The organism is Streptomyces litmocidini (genome assembly GCF_014649755.1).
Taxonomy (GTDB): Bacteria; Actinomycetota; Actinomycetes; order Streptomycetales; family Streptomycetaceae; genus Streptomyces; species Streptomyces litmocidini.
Genome location: NZ_BMTQ01000002.1, coordinates 196329 through 217338, shown reverse-complemented (window position 1 = coordinate 217338; position 21010 = coordinate 196329). Strand labels below are relative to the sequence as shown.

The window sequence follows — 21010 nt, the reverse complement described above, 5'->3', positions numbered from 1 at the left end:
CACTTGTTCGGGTGGCCTTGCCTCAGGTCCGGCGTGGGCGCCTCACGCGGATGCGAACGGAGCGCTCGCGGAGGAGGCTGCCCACGTTCACCCGTTTGGGGACTCCGTTGCCAGCGGGATACCGCACCGCCAGCAGTCGTTCGCGTGGTCGTCCTGGCAGACGTATCCGATGGCACCATCCACGCACCATTCGGCGGCCTCCTCGGACAGCAGGTCGGGCCCGGCAAGGAGCAGCCGACGAAATTCCGTGGTGTCCGCAATGGCGGCCGGCCGGTTGGTGAACCACTCGTTGAACCAAGGCTTGTCCTGGTATATGCCCCAGTGCGCATTCTCCCGGTCGTCGACAGCCGTAAGGAACCGATCGACGATGCGCCCCCAACTCGGTGCTCCGAACCAGCCGTTGTCGGACGCACAGAAGGATTCGATCAGGGTGCGCAGACCGAACCCCTTCTCGTGAAGGCAGTACCTTCGCCCCCATGAGATCGCGACCTGCGCCATCTCCGCGAGTTCTTCTCGCGGATCAACCTCGTGCGCCGGGTCGTCAGGGTTGTGGCAGGCCAGCCCGAGCTCGAGTACGGACTGCCCTGTCGGTAGAACCCGGGACGGGTTGACGATCGCGAGACCGAGACCGATCCAGTCGACATGGTCGAACGACAGCATCGAGCGTACGAGTCGGGTGGTTGCCGTGTTGATCCGCATCATCGTGCCGTCGTGCAGCGGACTCTTCCCGGCATGCCAGTTCTCGACGGGTGTGTTGCGCCACACGGCGAGCGTGATGCGGGTGGCAGCGAGCCACAGCAGGGCGTCGTCGTCGAGGTGCCCGAACCGCTTGGCACACTCCTGGGCGCCGTAGGTGATCAACTCTTCCGGTTTCGGCCACCTGTGGCTGTCGGGCCCTTCAGGCGCGTACTCATAGTCGTCGGCGTACTCGTCGAGGATCGCACTCAACTCGGTTGCGCTGTAAGCCTCGCTGTACTCGGAGCCGTCCGGCCCCTCGACGGTGTACATGTCGTGGTCCCAGGAGACGTACACGTCGCCCCAGAGCACGACGTCATCGCACTCGCTGGCGTTGTCCGTCACAACCGGCCTGATGGTGATCGGGGCAGTACGCCCGTCGGTTCGCTCGCCGTCCTTCTCGACGGCCCATGCGGTGATGACCCCGAGCGGCTTCGGAAGGAGAGGACCGACCTCGGTGATGCTGAACGGCTCGTCGTCGTCATCGGTGTCGAACCGGCTGTTGACGAACGCGACCGCCTCGGAGGGCGTGCTGACGACGGACTGGCTACCACTCTCGTTGTCAACCACTCGCCACAACGGGCTGTTCTTCACGGTGCTCTCCGATCGCGGTGAGTGCACCCAGGGTGGGTGCGATGCGCCGGGTCGCTCGGCACTGACACCAACTCATGGGCTGATCAACCCATCCGTAGTCCGGAAGGTACTTGTCGGCGATGACGTTCGGTACGTTCGCGTGCAACCTGCTTTTCGCGCCCGCGGCGACACAGCACAGTCCAACAGCGGAGGAGGCGAAGATGGCGCTGAACAAGAAGGGTTCCCGGCGCATAACCGTTGACGGAACCGAGTACCGCTGGCGGATCCGCAGGAAGCCCTCCTCCATGCAGGGACTCTGCTGGACACCGATGACCTACGCGGTCGAAGCGGCCGGCGGCAGCCGGCCGGGCACGACCTTGATCGTCACCAGCGGCCAGGCCCATCCCAGCAACTGGGTGGGCGTCGAGACGGAGCCCATTCGCCCAGCACACGTTGCTGCCGGCATTCGAGCGGCACGGGATCAGGGCTGGGATCCCACCCGGGTCGGTTCTCCTTTCCAGCTCGATCGATCCGCAGGATTCATCGCCCAGTCATGAGGCGAAGCGGAGCAGCGCGGTGCACCTGGCCCGTCATCATGGCCTGGTGACCACCTGGATGCGCTGCTACTGGGACGAGGAAGACACCTGGTTCTACTTCGAGGTCGACGCCGAAGGCTGGGTGATCCGGCAGGTCGAACTCGAAGGGCCTGAGCTGACCCCGATCGCAGCTGCCTCCCTCGCCGAGTGGCAGCGGGCCCGCGACGCAGGCCGCCTCGACGAGTACGACAACAGGTTCGGGATCACAGCCGAACAGCCCGTCTCCGAGTGGGAAGGCCACGGTCCGGAGCAGCTGACCTCCGACGGGTTCGAGGAGGTCGGGAACTCCGCCCGTCGGCAGATCGCAGCCCGGCCGTCATGAGATCGGACGGGCGGAGGAGGAACTACAAAGACTGTTGATCGTTGACAGTGCCGGCGACTGCTGGTCCGCAGTTCGCCGGAAGCCCGCCCACCACCAAGGCGATCGCGTGCTCAGCGGTGTCCGCCTCACCGATCACTCTTCCTCGTGAAGGGCCGCAGACTCGATATCGTCCGTCGCTCAGCGGATCGATGAACGGCACGTCCCATGAGTACGGGAACCCAGTGCAGGTTGTGAAATGAAGCGACCAGTGGCTGGTGAACGGAAGCAGCCGGCGCAGCTGTGGTTCGGCATGCGCAAGCTCGGCAACCTTCAGCGTCCGATGGGCGAACTCCCGGCGGTCCGAATCTCGGCGCAGGCCTTCAAGGAGCAAGCGCCACTTCACCGCGACCGCCTCGGCCGGACCCTTTTCATGGGCTTCGGCCAACTCGGTGACCTTGACGAATGGGCTCACCTCGCGGATCTCTTTGAGCCTCAGGCCGTTCCGCCATGCCTCCAGGGCCCGTGCCATCTCGCCCAAGTCCTGAGTCGCGCCCGAGACCAACTGCACCCCCATGGACCAACCGCTGAAGATGAACCACCGCTCCACAGACCCCAGGCTGATCCAGCACGCCTCACGGTCAGCCACCGTGCTCTCGACGCCTGCCGTCCGGAGCGGGTTCGAATCATCCACAAGAACCCTGCCCAGGGAGAGACCGAGCTCAGCAGCCACGGCTTCCAGCGCTCCGGCGAAGCTGCCGGCGGACGCCAGGTCTGGATACAAGGAAGCGTCGGCCGGGAGTGGCTCGTGCCGGGCAGGGGGTGTCGCGTTCGAGGTCACCGAGGCAGTCTCCCTCGTGCTGAGGAATCTGCCACGTCCGTGAGATTGATCAAGCTCGTCACGCTGTGAGACTCAAAGAGAAGCTGCAGGTCAACGCGATGCTCTATGACACGAACCGCGGGATCCTACAGGAATGCAGGGCCTCAGCCGCCCCTGCCGACCGCGGCTATCCGTTTCCGGCCCCGTAGGCGTCGGCGATCCGCTCGCAGGCCGTCGGCAGAGGCATGCCGAGGGCTCGCTCGGTCGAGGACCGGTCCGTCGGCCGGGCTGTGGGCGGCGGGGGACAGGGGGTGGTGAGACGGTCGATGCCGGTCATGGGAGCAGTTCTGGCCGGTGGTGACGCACAGGGCGTGAAGCGGGCGGTGCCGGACCGCATGCGGGGCGTCTCGAGCCGCCGCCGGTCCTGACGGGACGACGCTCGGGGAAATCGGAGAGCTCCGTGGGTGACCTTCGCGTTGGATGGTGTCCATGACGACATCTTTCGAAGCCTTGTTGCCCGGCACCGAGCGAGCTCTGCTGCACCGCGTCGCGGTCGCCCAGTCCGAGGGGCGGACGCCGTCCTTCGTGGGGGCGGTGGTCCGTGACGGGGCGTTGGTCTGGAGTGGTTCGCGCAGCTGTGTGGACGGTCACGCGCCGGACGCCGACACCCAGTTCAGGATCGGGTCCATCACCAAGGTGTTCACCGCCGTCCTGGTGATGCGGCTCCGGGACGAGGGTCTGCTCGGCCTCGACGATCCGCTGGAGCGCCATCTGAAGGGAACGGGCGTCGGCGAGGTGACGATCGCCCAACTCCTGGGCCACACCGGCGGTCTCGCGGCCGAGACGCCCGGCGCGTGGTGGGAGCGGTCCTCGGCCGCCCTGCGGCCGGAACTCTCCGACGTCCTGGGGGAGCAGCCCTTCCTCCAGTCGCCGGGGCGCCGGCACCACTACTCCAACCCGGGCTACACCCTGCTGGGTTCGCTGGTCGAGGCGGTGCGGGGGGTGTCCTGGGAGGAGGCGCTGCGGCGCGAGGTCCTGGAGCCGCTGGGGATGGGCCGTACGACGGTCGGTCCCGTCGCTCCGCACGCGGGTGGCTGGGCCGTGCATCCCTGGGCCGACGTCATGCTGCCCGAGCCGTCCGAGGACCTCGGTCTGATGGCAGCGGCCGGGCAACTCTGGTCGACGGCCGCCGACCTCGCGCGCTTCGCCGCCTTCCTCGCGGCGGGGGACGAGCGGGTGCTCGCCGCGGCGTCCGTGGAGGAGATGCGCGCCCCGGCCGCTCCCGCCGGGGAGGGCGACTGGGAGGCGAGCTACGGGTTCGGTCTCCAGCTGGTGCGCAAGGACGGCCGCACGCTGATCGGCCACAGCGGCTCCCTCCCGGGTTTCGTCGCCTGCCTGTGGGTGAGCGTGGAGGACGGCCTGGCGGGCATCGCCCTCTCCAACGCCACCTCGGGGCCGTCGGTGGGGGTCGTGGCCGCCGATCTCGTACGGATCGTGGCGGAGGCGGAGCCGAGGTTCCCGGAGCCGTGGCGCCCCCTTCCCGAGGCCGAGGTCGACGAGGAGCTGCTCTCCCTCACGGGGCTCTGGTACTGGGGTACGTACGCCTACGGGCTTCGGCTCGGGCCCGAGCGGAGCGTGGTGCTCGAACCGCTGCGGGGCACCGGGCGAGGGGCCCGCTTCCGGGCGCTGCCGGAGGGCGGCTGGGTCGGCCTGAACGGCTACTACGCGGGGGAGACGCTCAGGGCGGTGCGGCGCGCCGACGGCGGCGTGAGCCATCTCGACCTCGGCTCGTTCGTCTTCACCCGGGAGCCGTACGAGCCGAAGGACGCGGTTCCGGGCGGGATGGACGAGGCGGGCTGGCGCGGTCTCTGAGGCGCTGGGGGCGTTTCACGTGGAACCACGCCGTTTCACGTGAAACACGTCCTCAGAGGCTCTTCTTTCAGAGGTTCTTCTTGAACCCCACGTGGGAGGCCTCGAAGCCCAGGCGCTCGTAGAAGCGGTGGGCATCGGTGCGGGTGACGTCGGAGGTCAGCTGGACGAGCCGGCAGTCCTGGCGGCCCGACTCCTCGACGGCCCATTCGATGAGCTGCGTTCCGAGGCCACTGCCGCGCTCGTCGGCGTGGATGCGGACGCCCTCGATGATCGAGCGGGTGGTGCCCCGGCGGGAGAGCCCCGGGATGATCGTCAGCTGGAGGGTGCCGACGACCTTGTCCTCGCGGACGGCCACGACGACGTGCTGGTTCGGGTCGTTCGCGAGGCGCTCGAAGGCGATGAGGTACGGGGCGAGGTCGTCGGGGGATTCACGCCGTGCGCCCAGCGGGTCGTCGGCGAGCATCGCGACGATGGCCGGAAGGTCCTCCGCGGTGGCGGGGCGTATCTCAAGATCGCTCATGCCCCGCAGCGTAACGTCGGGCGCTCCTGCCCGGCGTCAGGCTCACACGGGTGCGCCCGTGCCCTCCAGGACCTGGACCAGCGGGGCCAGCTCGGGGTTCTTCGCGGCTTCGTCCAGGGCCTCGCGCAGGGCGTTGTCGTTGGTGGGGCGGGCCTCTTCGAGGAGCTTCTGGCCGGCCTCGGTCACGTCGGTGTAGATGCCGCGCCGGTCGGTGGCGCAGAGGTACCGGGTGAGCAGACCGCGGTCCTCGAGCCGGGTGACGAGCCGGGTGGTGGCGCTCTGGCTGAGCACGACGGCGTCGGCGACCTGCTTCATCTGGAGGTGGCCGCCGGGGCCGCTGTGCTGGCGGCTGAGGACGTCGAGCAGCGAGTACTCCCGCACGCTCAGACCGTGGCCGGACTCCAGGGCGCGCTCGATGTGGGACTCGATCCTGCCGTGCAGCAGGGAGAGGGCGCACCAGCGCTGGGAGAGCGCGATGAGTGCGGGGTCCGTCGCGGTCATGGTCTCTCCTCGGTGTCTCCTCGGCGCCGGTACGGCTCGCCGTCCAGGGTAGACGAAGAGGCGCAATAATGGGCGTCTGCAAGTAAACCTATCCGGCGGCGACCGTCAGGGGGGCGAAGCGGCGGCGCCAGTCGCCGGGGAGATCGGGCAGGGAGCGGATCATCACCGACGTGGTGGCGATCGTGTCGATGCCGTTCTCCTTCGCCCAACGCAGCAAGGAGGCGTGCCGCACGTCGATGTCCGTGCGCAGCGGCCGGTCGGTGGCGGCGGCCAGGGAGGCGATCAGAGCCTTCGCCGTGCCCGGGTCCCGGGCGATCAGGGGGCCGATGACATGGGTGTCCATGTTGGGCCAGGCGGCGGCGAAGCCGGTGATCTCGCCGTCCTCCTCCGCGACCCTGAGGAGGTCCGCGAACGCGGGGAGCCGGGCGATGACGAGGGTGCGGTCGAGACCGAAGGCCTCGTGGTCCAGGCGCAGGATCGCCGGAAGGTCCTCGGCCGTCGCCGGCCGGACCGGAACGTCCGGGGCGGGTGCGGTGAAGGTGAAGCGCCCGCACACCATCTCGGCCCGGCTCGCCTCGGCGAAGCCCAGCTGTTCGTACAGGGGCTGCCCGTTCGCCGTGGCGTACAGCGTGAGCGGGGTGTCCCCGGCCTCCGCCAGGACGTGCCGCATGAGCCGGCGTCCCGCGCCCTGTCGTGCGTACCGCTCGGCGACGAGCACCATGCCGATCGCGGCGAGCCCGGGGCCGTACGAGGTGACCACGCAGCAGGCGGCGAGGCCCGGACCGTCGGGATCGTCGATGCCGTAGCCGGTGCCGGCGGTGAGCAGCAGGCCCCATTTGTGTTCCTCGCGCGGCCAGCCCCGGTTCTCGGAGAGATCGGCGCAGGCGAGGAGGTCTCCCGAGGTGAGGTGCCGGATCGGGAGCTGTGCGAGGGGGGCGGGGGAAGACGGCATGCCCTCCAGGCTGTCCGACGCGGTGATCTTCCGTCCACCGCTTTACCCGATCCGGCCGACCCCTCGGCCGATACACGAGGAGCCGTTGCTTCCGTCGGGTGACACCCGGACGATGTTTCACGTGAAACCCCGAACGCGACGACTGCATCTCTTCGACCTCGACGGCACCTTGATCCGGGGCTCGGCCGCCGCGGTGGAGATCTCCCGGCAACTGGGCCTGACGGAGGAGATCGCCGTCCTGGAAGAGGGGTTTCTGCGGGGGCTCACGCCGGACGAGTTCGCCGTCCAGGCCCGTGAGCTGTGGTCCGCGCTCACTCCGGCACAGGTCGTGGCGGCCTTCGAAGGGGCGCCCTGGCTGGCGGGCATCCGCGAGGTCTGGGCGGACATCCGGGCGCGGGGAGACCGTTGCGCGGTCATCTCCCTCTCGCCCCACTTCTTCGTCGAGCTGCTCCTCGACTGGGGCGTCGACTCGACCCACGGTTCGCTCTGGCCGGTGGTCCCCTTCACCGAGCCGATCCACCGGCCGAGCATCCTCGACGCGCACGCGAAGGTGCGGATCGCGAGGGAGCTCTGTGCGGGATACGGAGTGGACCCCGCCGACTGCGTCGCGTACGGGGACTCGATGTCGGACGCGGAGCTCTTCGCGATCGTGCCGGAGACGGTGGCCGTGAACGCGGACCACCATCTCGCCGGGCTCTCCCGCCACAGCTACTCCGGAGGGGATCTGCGCGAGGCCTACGCCTTGGTCCGAAACAGCGCAGCCTAGCCAGGAACCCGGGCCTATGGCCCGAGAACGCCTCTTTCGGTCCGAAGTGCCGGTCGGAAGCGCCATGCTGCGGTCACGGAAGCCGGCCAGCGCGAGGCGAGGCACATGATGGATGCTCCGAGCAGCACGACGTACGAGCGGGAGCCCCCGGAGGCGGAGGGGACGGAGCCCCGAAGACCCGAGGACCCCTCCGTCGACGCCGTGCTCGTCCGGCGCACGCTGGCGGAGATCGCACCGGTCGCCGACCGGGTGACCTCGTACTTCTACGCCCTGCTCTTCGTCCGGCACCCCGGGCTGCGCGAGATGTTCCCCGCGGCCATGGACACCCAGCGGGACCGGCTCCTGAAGGCCCTGCTGACGGCGGCCGAGCACCTGGACGACACCCCGGTCCTCACCGCTCACCTGGAGAACCTCGGCCGGGGGCACCGGAAGTACGGGACCCGGGCCGCCCACTATCCGGCCGTCGGCGAGGCCCTCTTGGGCGCTCTGGAGCGGTACGCGCAGAAGAGCTGGGACGAGGAGACCGAAGCGGCCTGGGTCCGCACGTACACGACGATCTCCCAGATCATGATCGACGCGGCCGCGGAGGACGAGCGGTCCGCGCCCGCCTGGTGGCAGGCCGAGGTGGTCTCCCACGACCTGCGCACCCCGGACATCGCCGTCGTCACGCTCAGGCCCGACCAGCCGTACCCCTTCCTCGCCGGGCAGTACACGACGCTGGAGACCCCGTGGTGGCCCCGGATCTGGCGTCACTACTCCTTCGCCTCGGCGCCCCGGCCGGACGGGTTGCTCTCCCTCCACGTCAAGGCCGTCCCGGCCGGCTGGGTGTCCAACGCGCTGGTGCACCGGGCGCGCCCCGGAGACGTGCTGCGGCTCGGTCCGCCGGCCGGTTCCATGACGGTCGACCACTCCACGGACACCGGCCTGCTCTGCATGGGCGGCGGCACCGGGATAGCGCCGATCAAGGCGCTGGTCGAGGACGTCGCCGAGCACGGGGACCGGCGCCCGGTCGACGTCTTCTACGGGGCGCGCAGCGGCCACGACCTCTACGACATCGACACGATGCTCCGGCTCCAGAAGACCTTCCCGTGGCTCTCCGTCCACCCGGTCACCGAGGAGCAGGGAAGGCTCCCGGACGCCGTCTGCCGCTACGGCCCGTGGGACGAACGGGACGCCTACCTCTCGGGGCCGCTCGCCATGGTCCGCCGGGGCGTCGACGCACTGCGCGGCGCGGGGGTCCCCTCGGACCGCATCCGCCACGACTTCCTCGCGGAGCTCACCCCCGCGGCGGGTTAGGGCCTGTCTCTCGGATCGGGCCGGGCCGGGGAGACCGGGGCTAACCCAGGTCGGGGGCGTGCATCGCGCGGACGCCCTCGATGTTGCCGTCGAGGTAGTGGCGCAGGGAGAGCGGGACGAGGTGCACCGCAGCGATGCCGACCCGGCTGAAGGGCACCCGGACGATCTCGTACTCGCCGACCGGCTCCTCGATCTCGGGGCCGTGCCGCAGGGAGGGGTCCATGGAGCCGAGCCGGCACACGAAGAAGTGCTGGACCTTCACGCCGGAGACCCCGCCGTCGACGATGTGCTCGACGGTGTCGACGAAGCAGGGCACCACATCGGTGATCTTGGCGCCGAGCTCTTCGAGCACCTCGCGGTGCAGGGCCTCGACGACGGTGGAGTCGGTGGGCTCCACTCCGCCGCCGGGGGTGAGCCAGTAGGGGTCCATCCCGGGCTTGGTCCGCTTGATGAGGATCAGGTCGTCCCCGTCGAGCAGGATGGCGCGTGCGGTGCGCTTGATCACGGGCCGTTCGGTCATGGGAAGAAAATGGCCCGTACGAGGTGTCCTGAAACTCACCAGTTCCCGGCTGCGCGCAGCAGCTCCCCATGGGCCCGGGCGAGCGGGGACAGCGCGAGCGTCCCCGTGCGCACGACCAGGAAGTAGGTCCGGAGCGGAGGGACCGGGGGGTCGAGCAGTGCCACGAGGTGCCCCTGCCGCAGCGCCTCCTCGCACAGATAGCGCGGCAGGACGGCGAGCCCGGCGCCGGAGGCGGCGGAGTCCCGCACGGCCCGCAGATCGGGGGCGATGACGGTGGCGGCCGCCGCCGGTCTGGTCTCGAAGACGCTCGCCCAGTAGCGGGAGACGAAGGGGAGCGACTCGTGGACCTCGACCACCGGCAGCTGTTCCAGGAGCACCGCGCCCTTGCTCAGGAGCACCTCGGGGGAGAGCCGGGCGGCCCAGTGCGGGGCCGCGACCAGGACGTGCTCCTCGTCGCAGAGCGGGGTGGGGACCAGCAGCCCTCCCCGGGGGCGGGTGGTCGCGATGGCCAGATCGTGGTGGCCCGCGGCGAGCCCGTCGAGGACCTCCTCCGTGTCGTCGAGGAAGGAGGCCCGCACGGCCAGCCCCTGCCCCACCAGGGGGGTGAGGGCGGGGAGGGCGCGGAGTGCGGTGAACTCCGGGGGCCCGGCGATGTGGAGGGTGCGGACACCGCTCCCCTCGTCGAGCCCGGTCTCGGCGATCTCCACGAGGGCGTCGAGATGGGGTGCCGCGCGGTGCGCGAGTTCGTCGCCGATGGTGGTCGGGGTGACTCCACGCGCCCGCCTGAGGAAGAGGGGCCGTCCGAGCTGTCGTTCCAGCGTGCGGATCTGACTGGTGACGGCGGGCTGGGAGAGACCGAGGAGCGCGGCGGCGCGGGTGAAGGAGCCGGCCCGGTGCACCGTGACGAACGTGCGCAGCAGGGCCAGATCCATGTCCGCCCCCTCCCGGTCCGTGGCCGTTCGACTCGGGCGGCCGACCGGCGGCGCCCCAGGACCGTCCAACTATAAATAAGTCGATAGCTGGCTGTCGCTACCGTGATTGGACACTGACGCTCGGTCAACTAGCCTTGTGCAGGCGGTTTCCGCGTCAGGGACCGAGGACGTTCCGAGCCACGAGGGGGGAGGCTCGGAACGCCCCGGTCCGGACGTGCCGGGGCGGGGCCACCGGCCTCAGTCGGTCTTCCCGGCCTCGTCGAGGGCGCGCAGCACATCGGCGATCAGGTCCTCCGGGTCCTCGGCTCCGACCGAGAAGCGGATGAAGCCCTCCGCCACCGCGTCCCCGCCCCAGCGCCCGCGCCGCTCCGCCGTGGAGCGCACGCCGCCGAAACTGGTGGCGTCGTCGACGAGCCGCAGTCCCTCCAGGAACCGCTCGGCCCTCTCCCTGTCCGCCAGTTCGAAGGAGACCACCGGGCCGAAGCGCCGCATCTGCCGGGCGGCCACCGCGTGCGAGGGGTCGTCGGGCAGTCCGGGGTAGCGCAGCCCGGTCACGTCCGCGCGCTCGGCGAGCGTCCGTGCCAGCGCCAGCGCGGTGGAGCACTGCCGGTCGATCCGCAGCTGGAGCGTGGCGAGCGATCGATGGGCGAGCCAGGCCTCCATGGGCCCGGGAATGGCGCCGACGATCTTGCGCCAGCGCCGCACCTCCGCCGCCCGCCGGGGGTCCCGGCAGCTCACATGGCCGAGCAGGACGTCGCCGTGCCCGGTCATCCCCTTGGTGTCGCTGGCGACGGAGAAGTCCGCGCCCAGGGCGAGCGGGCGCTGCCCGAGCGGGGTGGCGAGGGTGTTGTCGACGGCGACGAGCGCCCCGGCCGCGTGGGCCTCCCGCACCAGACGACGGACGTCGCACACGTCGAGGCCGGGGTTGGAGGGGGTTTCGATCCACAGCAGCCCGGCCCCGTCCAGTACGGACAGCTGGGCGTCGCCGCCGGTCGGCGCGGTGCGGACCTCGACGCCGTACGCCCGCAGCTGCTCGTGCAGCAGGGGCAGGGCCTGATAGCCGTCGGTCGGCAGCACCACCGCGTCGCCGGCCTTCAGCTGCGAGAACAGGACGGCGGAGATCGCCGCCATGCCGGAGGCGAACACCAGCGTCTCCACGCCCTCCTCCCCCGGGGCCTCCAGCTCGCCGATCGCCCGCTCCAGGTGGGTCCAGGTCGGGTTCTCGTCGCGGCCGTAGGTGTACGGGCCGGTCGGCTCCCCCGGCAGATGGAAGTGGGCGGCGAAGACCGGCCCCGGCAGGGTCGGTTCGTACTTGACGGGTTCGGGCAGCCCGGCCCGTACGGCGCGGGTGCCGTCGCCGTATTCCTGGTCGGTCATGGTGTCCGCTCCTCCAGTGCATGGCGTACGGCCGCGAGCAGTCCCCCGCTCGCGGCCTCCACCGTCTTCAGGCACTCCTCGTACTCCGAGCGGCCCCCGTAGAAGGGGTCGGGGACGTCGAGCGCGTCCCCCGCGGCGGGGTCGTAGGAGCGCAGCAGTCTTGTCCGCGCCGCCTCCTCGGGCGTGCGGGCGAGTTCCCGCAGTCTCCGCAGGTGGCCTTCGTCCAGGGCGATCACCAGGTCGAGGTCGGCGAACCACGAGGCCCGGAACCGCCGGGCGGTGTGCGCGGAGGTGTAGCCGTTCCCGTCGAGCACGGCGACCGTGCGCGGGTCGGCGGCGGCGTTCTCGTTCCAGCCCTGGGTGCCCGCGCTCTCGACCCGCACCACCGCGCCGAGGCCGGCCTCCTCCACCCGTCGGCGGAAGACGTGCTCGGCCATCGGCGAGCGGCAGGTGTTTCCCGTGCAGACGAAGCAGACGAAGCAGACGCGGTAGGCCATGGTCTCCCCTCAGTCGCCGTCGGGGAGCACGACGTTCAGCGCCCACGAGACGACGGAGATGATCAGGCCGCCCAGGACGGCGGTCCAGAAGCCCTCCACGTGGAAGCTGAGGTCGAGCTGCTCGGCCAGCCAGGACGTGAGGAGCAGCATCAGGGCGTTGACCACCAGGGTGATCAGGCCGAGGGTCAGGATGAAGAGGGGAAGCGTCAGGAGTTTGACGACGGGCTTGACCAGGAAGTTCACAAGCCCGAAGACGAGGGCCACGAGAACGAGCGTCCAGGCCTTCTTGCCGGTGCTCTCACCGGTCAGGGTGATGTCCTGGAGCAGCCAGATGGCGACTCCCAAGGCGCCCGCGTTCGCGAGCGTCTTGACTACGAAATTCATCATGTGTCTGATCGTGGCAGACATGATCGGGCCGAGGGCAGGGGCGAGCGGGCGATGAAGGCATTCCGGCTGGACGAACTGGAGGCGGAGCGCGCCGCGAACAAGGGGGCGTACCTCCAGTTCCTGCGCGAGCGGAACATGTCGGTGGGTCTGTACGCGCTCGACGCGGGGGAGCTCGATCCGCAGCGGCCGCACGGCCAGGACGAGGTGTACTTCGTGGTCAGCGGACGGGCGGCGATCACGGTCGGGACGGAGACGACCGAGGTGGCGCGCGGCAGCGTGGTCTACGTGCCGGCCGGGGTGGAGCACCGGTTCCACCACATCAGCGAGGACCTGCGGGTCATGGTGGTCTTCTCGCCGCCGGAGGGCTGAGCGGGAGCGCGCGCCGAACCGGAACCCCGAGGGCGTCGTGGGAGCGGGGGGCGAGCCCCCTAAGGGGCGGATCAGGGGAGAGCGGGGGCCGCGGGGCCTCCACGGGCCTCCTCCCGCCCCTAGCCTTGAGGGTGTTCGGCGCGGAGTGCGCGGTTCTTCGAGAGCGAGGTAGGGACGATGGCCGTACGGGAGATTCTCGCGGGAATGCCCTGGTGGGTGAAGTGGGTCGCCATACCCGTTCTCGCCCTGCTCGTCTTCGGCGGGTTGATCACCAGCGTGCTCACCTTCGTGGTCGCTCTGGTCTTCAAGGTGCTGCTCTTCGTGGCCCTCGTCGCCGGACTGATCTACGTCGTACGGAAGTTCAGCTCCTCCGCCAGGTCGCGCGAGGACTGGTAACACAAGCTACTGATCGGTGTGGAGGCGGCGGAGGACGTTAGCCCGGGCGGGGGAACGCCCTGGTCGAACCGGGGTGGGCCCCCGGGGCTGCCACTAGAGTGGAATCTCTCCGCCGCGATGGGGACTACAGGTGTAGACCTCCATGCTGACCAGCGGTTTCCCAGGCCCGGCGGGCGCGGGGGCGGCCCCCGCGGGCGGGTGCGCTGCACCCGTCCTCACGCCTGGGGGTGACCTTTGGCCATGGCTACGCAGACGGCAGCGCCTACCCTGATCGGATCGGTGCAGCGGGCGCTGAGACTCCTGGAGGCCGTGGCCTCCCACGCGGAGGGCGCCCCCGCGAAACAGCTCGCCCGTGAGACGGGCCTTCCGCTGCCCACCACGTACCACCTGCTCCGCACCCTGACGCACGAGGGCTATCTGCGCCGCGACAAGGGTGTGTTCGTCCTGGGCGACGCCGCCGTCCGGCTGGCCGGTGGCGGAGCTGTGCAGAATCGTCGCATCAAGATCGAGGACTCGCTCGCCCGTTGGCGGGACGAGATCGGTGTACCCATCTACCTCGCCTTCTACCACGAAGGCGAGGTGGAGCTCGTCGCCGTCGCCGACACCCCCTCCGCTCCCGCGGTGGAGGAATGGGCCGACTTCCGAGAGACCGCGCACGCCCATGCGATCGGGCAGTGCCTGCTGAGTCAACTCGATCTGAAATCTCGTCAAGACCACCTCGACCGCCACCCGGTGGAAGCCATCACTCCGTACACGGTGCGTAATCGCCGGATCCTTTTGGAGCGTTTGGGCGGTTTGGGACGAATGGAACCCCTGGTGGAGCGCCAGGAATATGCGTTGGGCACGGTCTGTGCCGCGATCCCCATCACGGCGGGCTCCACGGCGGCCGCAATGGCGATTTCCCTCCCCCTCCACCAGGAAGAACGGTTGCTCCCGGCAGTCGAGCGACTACGCACGGAGATCGGAAAGCTCTTGGGTTCCCTCGCGTTCTCTATCAGTATCTGAAAAATCACTCCTTGTGATCTGCTAGTGCTTACAGCACGATTGCGTCAAGAGGGCCACGGGGGATCATTCCCGGCCGTTTCGGTCACAGCTTTCAGCGGCTGTGTTCACACAACTGCTTCATCTACTGCGGGGTGCACGATGCGAGAGTCGGTTCAGGCCGAGGTCCTGATGAGCTTCCTCGTCTCCGAGGAGCTCTCCTTCAAGATCCCGGTCGAACTCCGGTATGAGACCCGGGATCCCTACGCGGTGCGGATGACCTTCCACCTTCCCGGAGACGCCCCTGTGACCTGGGCGTTCGGGAGGGAACTGCTGCTCGACGGGATCAACCGGCCGAGCGGGGACGGCGACGTGCACATCGCCCCGACGGAGCCCGAGCGGCTCTCGGACGTCTCCATCCGGCTCCAGGTGGGCAGTGACCGCGCGCTGTTCCGGGCCAGCGCGCCGCCCCTGGTCGCCTTCCTCGACCGGACGGACAAGCTGGTTCCGCTCGGCCAGGAACGGACGCTCGGCGACTTCGAGGACCACCTGGAAGCAGCACTGGGCCGGATCCTGGCCGAAGAGAACGCCGGCCCCGCATGAACCGCCCCGCATGAACCGCCCCGCGTGAACCGCCCCGCGTGAACCGCCCCGCGTGAACGGCCCCGTACGAGCCGCCCCGCACGAGCAGCCCCGTCCGAGCCGGCCCGACCGAACCGCTCCCCCGTGAGCCGGTCCGTCCGCACCGGCTGCCCCCTCCGCGAACCCAGCCCCCTCGGCCGGGACGAGCCGGACCCTCCCCGAGCCGGGCCGGCCCGTCCACCTCACTTGGCGCGACGGCGCCGCCCTCCCCGCACCGCCACCGGCTTCCCGCCCCCGGACGCCGGCCGGTCGGCGGAGACCACCAGCGCCGCGAGCGCCGTGGTGACCGGAACGGACGCCACCAGACCGATCGACCCGACCAGGGTCCGTACGATCTCCTCGGCGACCAGCTCGCTGTTGGCCACCGTCCCCATGCTGCTCTGGGCGATGGAGAAGAGAAGCAGCAGCGGCAGGGCGGCGCCCGCGTACGCCAGCACCAGCGTGTTCACGACCGAGGCGATGTGGTCGCGGCCGATCCGGATCCCCGCCCGGTACAGGCCGCGCGGCCCCATGCCCGGATCGGCCTGGTGCAGCTCCCAGACCGCCGAGGTCTGGGTGACCGTCACGTCGTCGAGCACACCGAGCGAACCGATGATGATCCCCGCGAGCAGCAGGCCGGACATGTCGATCTCCGGGTACAGGCCGTGGATCAGACCGGTGTTGTCGTCGGTGTTGCCGCTGAGCGAGGCCCAGTCGATGAAGAGCGAGCCCAGCAGACCGATCAACAGCAGCGAGATCAGCGTGCCGAGCACGGCGACCGAGGTGCGGGCCGAGAGGCCGTGGCACATGTAGAGCGCGAGCAGCATGATCACGCTCGACCCGACGACCGCCACGACCAGCGGGTTCGAACCCTCCAGGATCGCCGGCAGGATGAAGTACGTCAGCACGAGGAAGCTCACGGCGAGTGCGATGAGCGCCATGACGCCCCGCATCCGGCCGACCACCACGACCGCGACGGCGAAGATGCCGGCGAGCAGCGCCAGCGGCAGCTTGCGGTTCACGTCGGTCACCGAGTACTGCAGGTCGTGCGGGGCGTCGGGGGCGTACGCCACCACCACGCCCTGTCCCTCGTGCAGTTGGCGCGGCGCGTCCGGCTGCACGACCTCGACGAACCTGCGCCCCTTGTTCGGACCGCTGGTGACCTCGACCGTCGCCTTCTCGCACTGCCCCTGCTGGGAGTTGACCGCCTCGCGCCCTTCGGGGGTGGAGGTGTCACCGGTCGGCGGGACCTGCGCGGCGTTCACGTCCTTGCAGTCGACGCGCTCGACGGAGACCACCTCGCCCTGCTCGGTCTGCCGGTCGAAGCCGACGCCGGTGCGCTCGTGCGCCGGGGTGCCGCCCGGCCACAGGGCCACGAGCCCGACGACGACGGCGGCGGCGAAGGGGATCAGGATCGCGGCGATGACCTTGCGCAGATGCCGCGAGACCGGGGCGGCGGGCCCGTGGCTGTGGCTGTGTCCGTGGCCGCCGCCTCCTCCGGCTCCGTGCCCGTGCTCGTGTCCGTGTCCGGCTCCGCGACCGTGCTCGTGTCCGGCTCCGTGTCCGTGCCCGGGGTCGGGGACGTGGTGGTGTGGTTCGAGGGGCTGCTGGGGGGAAGTCACCGGCAGATCATCGCAAGAACGACGGGGGCCCACTGTTCAGCACGCCAGGAATGACGCTAGCGTGGTGGCACCTTTGCACACGCGGGAGCTCGGAGCACCGGGCTGAGAGGGCGCTGATCACCGTACGCGCGTACGGGAAGAGGCTGCGCCGACCGCCGAACCTGTTACCGGGTAATGCCGGCGTAGGGAGATCGGTCTCATGACCATTCAGGATGCACGCACGCCTGCCTCCGACCAGAACCAGGCCGACGGGCGGGAGCGCACGCCGGGCTGGCACAAGGGGTACGTCCAGGGCTCGCGCCCCGACCTCCGGGTGCCCGTCCGCCAGGTGCACCTCACCAACGGCAAGGACGTCACGCTGTACGACACGTCCGGCCCGTACACCGACCCCGCCATCGACACCGATGTCCGGCGGGGCCTCCCCCCGCTGCGCGAGAACTGGATCATCGCGCGCGGCGACACCGAGGAGTACGCGGGCCGTCCGGTCCGCCCCGAGGACGACGGCATCAAGCACACCTCCCCGCGCGGCGGTGGGCTGAAGAACCTCGACGCCGTCTTCCCCGGCCGCCCCCGCCTGCCGCGCCGCGGCCGCGACGGCCAGGCGGTGACCCAGCTCGCGTACGCCCGCCGGGGCGAGATCACCCCGGAGATGGAGTACGTCGCGATCCGCGAGAACGTCTCCCCCGAGGTCGTACGGGAGGAGATCGCCGCGGGCCGCGCCGTGCTGCCGGCGAACGTGAACCACCCGGAGATCGAGCCGATGATCATCGGCAAGCGGTTCCTGGTGAAGGTCAACGCCAACATCGGCAACTCCGCCGTCACCTCCTCCATCGAGGAGGAGGTGGAGAAGATGACCTGGGCGACCAAGTGGGGCGCCGACACGGTCATGGACCTGTCCACCGGCCGCAACATCCACACCACCCGCGAGTGGGTGCTGCGCAACTCCCCCGTGCCGATCGGCACCGTGCCGCTCTACCAGGCCCTGGAGAAGGTCGACGGCAAGGCCGAGGAGCTGACCTGGGAGATCTACAAGGACACGGTCATCGAGCAGGCCGAGCAGGGCGTCGACTACATGACGGTGCACGCCGGCGTGCTCCTGCCGTACGTGCCGCTCACCGCGCGCCGCAAGACCGGCATCGTCTCGCGCGGCGGCTCGATCATGGCCGCCTGGTGCCTGGCGCACCACAAGGAGAACTTCCTCTACACGAACTTCGAGGAGCTCTGCGAGATCCTGGCGGCGTACGACGTCACCTACTCGCTCGGCGACGGTCTGCGCCCCGGCTCGATCGCGGACGCCAACGACGAGGCGCAGTTCGCCGAGCTGAGGACCCTCGGCGAGCTGAACACGATCGCCAAGCGGCACCACGTGCAGACGATGATCGAGGGTCCGGGCCACGTCCCGATGCACAAGATCAAGGAGAACATCGACCTCCAGCAGGAGATCTGCGAGGAGGCGCCGTTCTACACGCTCGGCCCGCTGACCACGGACGTGGCGCCCGCGTACGACCACATCACCTCCGGCATCGGCGCCGCGATGATCGCCTGGTGGGGCACGGCGATGCTCTGCTACGTCACGCCCAAGGAGCACCTGGGCCTGCCGAACAAGGACGACGTGAAGACGGGCGTCATCACGTACAAGATCGCGGCGCACGCCGCGGACCTCGCCAAGGGGCACCCGGGCGCGCAGGAGTGGGACGACGCGCTCTCGGACGCGCGGTTCGAGTTCCGCTGGGAGGACCAGTTCAACCTGGCGCTCGACCCGGACACCGCGCGCGAGTTCCACGACGAGACGCTGCCGGCGGAGCCCGCGAAGACCGCGCACTTCTGCTCGATGTGCGGTCCGAAGTTCTGCTCGATGAAGATCTCCCAGGACATCCGGCGTGAGCACGGGGGGACGCAGCAGGAGATCGAGGCCGGCATGGCGGAGAAGTCGAAGGAGTTCGCGGCGAGCGGCAACCGCGTGTACCTGCCGCTGGCGGAGACGGGCGGCGGCTCGGCCGGCTGACCCGGTCGCCCCGGCGGAGGCGGGCCGGCCGGGCCGTCCGTCCCGGCCGGCCCGCCTCCGCGAAGCCCACCGCGAACGGCTCGTCGCCGTCGTCCGTCACGGCGGGCGGTGGGGGAGGCCCCGTCGTTCCTCAGGGCGCCGTCGGGTCCGGCGGCGCCGCGGCGGCGAGGGCGTCGCGGAGGAAGGGGAGGATGCCGCGCTCCAGGAGGGCGTGACGCCAGGCCTCCCTGGCGAGGGAGAGTTCGTCGTCGGCCGGGGCGGTGCCGTCCGCCGCGGCCGGCCTGTTGCGCAGGGCGGTCACGAGGAGGCCGACGCCCGCGGAGAGCAGGCCGGCGGCGGCGAGGGCGGCGAAGACGAGACCGGCCGTCAGCAGGGTCCCGCCGAACACCACGGTGGGAGCCAGGGCGTGCAGGACCCCGCCGACCAGCAGGAATATCGCGGCGGCGGTGCCCGCGAGGACGGGCAGCAGCACGGTGACGACGGCGACGACGCCGGCCCCCGCGTCGGTGTCCGCGCCCTGCCCCGCTTCGGGCCTCCGGGCCCCGCGGGCCGCCCGGTCCTGCTCGCGGACCTTCACGAAGTGGTCGTACTCCAGGGCCGCGGCGGTGGTGATGAGCGCTGTCGCGTTCATCGTCATGGCGCGCAGTTGCGCGACCGTGAGCCGCGTTCCGATTCCGGCGAGATCCGGACGTGCGTGGGCGGTGCTCAGTGCGTCGTCGAGGACCCGCTCGTACTCGGCGCGGTCCTCGGTCAGCAGGTGCGGAGCCACGTTCATGTGCATCCCCCGATGCTCCGTAGGCCCGGATCAGCCGTGGGAAACGGTGGGTCGGGCGGAAACGGAGGAGAGCCTGCTAAGGACGACCCGATGGTATTGCGGGGACACCGGGGCCTGACAGGGTCTTTCCGGAAATCGACTTCCCCGGATGCACAGCGTTATGCCTCAGTCGTTCAGGGGGAGTTGGACGACCAGTAGCTTTCCGGCCATGGTCACTCCACCGTCCATGGCGATCGCGAGGCCGTCGGCGTACACGTGCGGTCCGTCGACGACCGGGCCCGCGCTGTCCTCGCCGTCCTCGGTTCCGACCTGGCCGAGGAGGTACGGAATGGGGCTGTGGCCGTGCACGATCCGGCGGCCGCCGTAGGTGGCGAGCAGCTCCTGGACGGCCTGTGGACCGCCGTCGTCGCGGAACGCGAAGCGCTTGGTGAACTTCCGGAAGAGGTCCCAGACCTCGTCGGCGTCGTTCCGGTTGAGGATCTCGTGGACCGTGTCGTTGACGTCCTCGATGGTCTGGCCGTATTCGAGGTACGCGGTGGTGTCGGAGTGCACGAGGAGGTGGTCGTCCTCGCGCACCACGGCGTCGAGCCGGGACATCCACTGGAGGTGGACGTCCTGGAGCCGGTCCATGTCGTGCTTCTGGCCGCCGTTGAGCAGCCAGGCGGCCTGGAAGGTGGCGGTGCCCGCGCCGGAGTTGACGGGGGTGTCGCCGAAGCGTTTGGCGCCGATCAGCAGCAGCTCGTGGTTGCCCATGAGGGCCTTGCAGTAGCCGCCGGCGGCGGCGGCCTCGGCGGAGAGGCGCATGACGAGGTCGATGACGCCGATGCCGTCGGGGCCGCGGTCGGTGAAGTCGCCGAGGAACCAGAGCCGGGCGTTGCCCGCGGCCCAGCCGCCGTTCTCGTCGATGAGGCCCTGGGCGCGCAGGGCGGCGAGGAGTTCGTCGAGGTAGCCGTGGACGTCGCCGACGACGTAGAGGGGGCCGGGGCCGTCGCCGTTGGCGGGCTCCGGGGCAGGGGCCGGTTCGGAGGTGACGGGGACCTGGACGGTGTCGCCGCGGTTGATGACGGGGAGGTCGCGCTCGGTCGGGGTGTATCCCTCGGGCGGCTCGCCCTCGGGGAAGGCGTTGCCCGGGTGGCCGGTGGCGACGGAGACGATGGAGGAGCCGGCCGGGGCGGCGTACGCCGGGGCGAGCCGGTGCCCCAGATGGAGGGTCGGGTCGGCGGGCATGGGGGCGGGGGCCGGTGGTGCGGCGGGCGCGGGGGCCTGCGGTGCGGCCGGCGGGGCCGGGGGCGCTTCGGCCGGGGGCGCCTCGGCGGGGAGGGCCTCGACCGGCGGGGCCGGCACCGGGACGGCCTCGACCGGGGAGGGGGCGACCGGGGGGAGGTGCTCGGCGGCTGCCGGGTACGTGACGGCTGACAGGCGTTCGACCGGAGCGGGCTCGTCCGGCGGAGCCGTCGGCGGCCGCTCCGGGGACGGCGGCTCGGCGGCGTGGCCCTGCACGGGCACGCGGGCGTACGGCGGTACGCGGAAGTCACGCAATGTCGCCGTGCGCACCACGGGCTCCTGACCGGCCCCCTGAGTCATCGACCCCTCCACCAC

Annotated in this window: 24 protein-coding genes; 10 read left to right on the top strand and 14 right to left on the bottom strand. The window is 70.4% G+C overall.

Translation table 11 applies throughout. The annotated features are described in order from the left end of the window. Positions 1–87: 87 nt before the first annotated feature. Positions 88–1329 (bottom strand): TLD domain-containing protein, encoded by a 1242-nt coding sequence (locus tag IE180_RS04340; protein WP_229860285.1) that lies wholly within the window; start codon positions 1327–1329, stop codon positions 88–90. Between the two features lie 200 nt (positions 1330–1529). On the opposite strand from IE180_RS04340, the gene IE180_RS04335 reads away from it, so the two are divergent. Next, positions 1530–1865 (top strand): hypothetical protein, encoded by a 336-nt coding sequence (locus IE180_RS04335; protein WP_190155404.1) that lies wholly within the window; start codon positions 1530–1532, stop codon positions 1863–1865. 58 nt (positions 1866–1923) lie between these two features. Beyond that, complete coding sequence (locus tag IE180_RS04330) at positions 1924–2226, top strand: hypothetical protein (protein ID WP_229860331.1); 303 nt, start codon at positions 1924–1926, stop codon at positions 2224–2226. Positions 2227–2248: 22 nt separating this feature from the next. On the opposite strand, the gene IE180_RS04325 is transcribed toward IE180_RS04330, so the two are convergent. Together IE180_RS04325 and IE180_RS04320 are read right to left on the bottom strand one after the other, a co-directional pair. Continuing rightward, entirely contained in the window at positions 2249–3043 is a 795-nt protein-coding gene (locus tag IE180_RS04325; protein ID WP_229860284.1) for a DUF6193 family natural product biosynthesis protein, read from the bottom strand. A 166-nt stretch (positions 3044–3209) separates the two neighbouring features. Beyond that, entirely contained in the window at positions 3210–3359 is a 150-nt protein-coding gene (locus IE180_RS04320) for a hypothetical protein (protein ID WP_190155402.1), read from the bottom strand. A 152-nt stretch (positions 3360–3511) separates the two neighbouring features. Between IE180_RS04320 and IE180_RS04315 the strand changes: the two genes are divergently transcribed. Continuing rightward, positions 3512–4894: a serine hydrolase domain-containing protein gene (locus IE180_RS04315; protein ID WP_190155401.1), complete on the top strand. Its 1383-nt coding sequence runs from the start codon at positions 3512–3514 to the stop codon at positions 4892–4894. A gap of 67 nt (positions 4895–4961) precedes the next feature. Here the strand turns inward: IE180_RS04315 and IE180_RS04310 are convergent, their stop codons facing one another. The 3 genes from IE180_RS04310 to IE180_RS04300 form a co-directional block, all read right to left on the bottom strand. Next, positions 4962–5414 (bottom strand): GNAT family N-acetyltransferase, encoded by a 453-nt coding sequence (locus IE180_RS04310; RefSeq protein ID WP_190155400.1) that lies wholly within the window; start codon positions 5412–5414, stop codon positions 4962–4964. A 42-nt stretch (positions 5415–5456) separates the two neighbouring features. Next, entirely contained in the window at positions 5457–5915 is a 459-nt protein-coding gene (locus IE180_RS04305; protein WP_190155399.1) for a MarR family winged helix-turn-helix transcriptional regulator, read from the bottom strand. 88 nt (positions 5916–6003) lie between these two features. Continuing rightward, complete coding sequence (locus IE180_RS04300; protein WP_190155398.1) at positions 6004–6867, bottom strand: GNAT family N-acetyltransferase; 864 nt, start codon at positions 6865–6867, stop codon at positions 6004–6006. Positions 6868–6979: 112 nt separating this feature from the next. Here IE180_RS04300 and IE180_RS04295 point away from each other — a divergent pair, with 112 nt between their 5' ends. Both IE180_RS04295 and IE180_RS04290 read left to right on the top strand, forming a co-directional pair. Further along, entirely contained in the window at positions 6980–7633 is a 654-nt protein-coding gene (locus IE180_RS04295) for an HAD family hydrolase (protein WP_190155397.1), read from the top strand. Positions 7634–7738: 105 nt separating this feature from the next. Next, a complete protein-coding gene (locus IE180_RS04290) occupies positions 7739–8929 on the top strand; it encodes a globin domain-containing protein (RefSeq protein ID WP_190155396.1) in 1191 nt (396 codons plus the stop codon). Positions 8930–8969: 40 nt separating this feature from the next. Here the strand turns inward: IE180_RS04290 and IE180_RS04285 are convergent, their stop codons facing one another. From IE180_RS04285 to IE180_RS04265, 5 genes are all read right to left on the bottom strand, one after another. Further along, the gene (locus IE180_RS04285; RefSeq protein ID WP_030685712.1) at positions 8970–9449 is read right to left on the bottom strand and encodes an NUDIX domain-containing protein; all 480 of its coding nucleotides are present in this window, start codon (positions 9447–9449) and stop codon (positions 8970–8972) included. A gap of 35 nt (positions 9450–9484) precedes the next feature. Continuing rightward, positions 9485–10381: a LysR family transcriptional regulator gene (locus IE180_RS04280; protein ID WP_190155395.1), complete on the bottom strand. Its 897-nt coding sequence runs from the start codon at positions 10379–10381 to the stop codon at positions 9485–9487. A gap of 237 nt (positions 10382–10618) precedes the next feature. Continuing rightward, complete coding sequence (locus IE180_RS04275; RefSeq protein ID WP_190155394.1) at positions 10619–11758, bottom strand: cystathionine gamma-lyase; 1140 nt, start codon at positions 11756–11758, stop codon at positions 10619–10621. Beyond that, entirely contained in the window at positions 11755–12255 is a 501-nt protein-coding gene (locus IE180_RS04270; RefSeq protein WP_190155393.1) for a low molecular weight protein-tyrosine-phosphatase, read from the bottom strand. The genes IE180_RS04275 and IE180_RS04270 overlap by 4 nt, the downstream gene beginning before the upstream one ends. Positions 12256–12264: 9 nt before the next feature. Beyond that, a complete protein-coding gene (locus IE180_RS04265; RefSeq protein ID WP_190155392.1) occupies positions 12265–12642 on the bottom strand; it encodes a phage holin family protein in 378 nt (125 codons plus the stop codon). A 51-nt stretch (positions 12643–12693) separates the two neighbouring features. Here IE180_RS04265 and IE180_RS04260 point away from each other — a divergent pair, with 51 nt between their 5' ends. The 4 genes from IE180_RS04260 to IE180_RS04245 all read left to right on the top strand — a co-directional run bounded on the left by IE180_RS04260 (position 12694) and on the right by IE180_RS04245 (position 14991). After that, complete coding sequence (locus IE180_RS04260) at positions 12694–13011, top strand: cupin domain-containing protein (protein ID WP_190155391.1); 318 nt, start codon at positions 12694–12696, stop codon at positions 13009–13011. A 177-nt stretch (positions 13012–13188) separates the two neighbouring features. Next, positions 13189–13407 carry a DUF5326 family protein gene (locus IE180_RS04255; protein WP_190155390.1) on the top strand — a complete coding sequence of 73 codons (219 nt, stop codon included), beginning with the start codon at positions 13189–13191 and terminating at the stop codon, positions 13405–13407. A 240-nt stretch (positions 13408–13647) separates the two neighbouring features. After that, the gene (locus tag IE180_RS04250; protein WP_229860283.1) at positions 13648–14412 is read left to right on the top strand and encodes an IclR family transcriptional regulator; all 765 of its coding nucleotides are present in this window, start codon (positions 13648–13650) and stop codon (positions 14410–14412) included. A 138-nt stretch (positions 14413–14550) separates the two neighbouring features. Continuing rightward, positions 14551–14991: an SsgA family sporulation/cell division regulator gene (locus tag IE180_RS04245; protein WP_123453637.1), complete on the top strand. Its 441-nt coding sequence runs from the start codon at positions 14551–14553 to the stop codon at positions 14989–14991. 221 nt (positions 14992–15212) lie between these two features. On the opposite strand, the gene IE180_RS04240 is transcribed toward IE180_RS04245, so the two are convergent. Next, positions 15213–16631: a YibE/F family protein gene (locus IE180_RS04240; RefSeq protein WP_373302662.1), complete on the bottom strand. Its 1419-nt coding sequence runs from the start codon at positions 16629–16631 to the stop codon at positions 15213–15215. 199 nt (positions 16632–16830) lie between these two features. Between IE180_RS04240 and thiC the strand changes: the two genes are divergently transcribed. Then, positions 16831–18636: a phosphomethylpyrimidine synthase ThiC gene (gene thiC, locus IE180_RS04235; RefSeq protein ID WP_229860282.1), complete on the top strand. Its 1806-nt coding sequence runs from the start codon at positions 16831–16833 to the stop codon at positions 18634–18636. A 130-nt stretch (positions 18637–18766) separates the two neighbouring features. On the opposite strand, the gene IE180_RS04230 is transcribed toward thiC, so the two are convergent. Both IE180_RS04230 and IE180_RS04225 read right to left on the bottom strand, forming a co-directional pair. Next, a complete protein-coding gene (locus IE180_RS04230; RefSeq protein WP_190155387.1) occupies positions 18767–19417 on the bottom strand; it encodes a hypothetical protein in 651 nt (216 codons plus the stop codon). 159 nt (positions 19418–19576) lie between these two features. After that, on the bottom strand, positions 19577–20995 hold the full coding sequence (locus IE180_RS04225; RefSeq protein ID WP_190155386.1) for a metallophosphoesterase: 1419 nt from the start codon (positions 20993–20995) through the stop codon (positions 19577–19579). Positions 20996–21010: the final 15 nt, after the last annotated feature.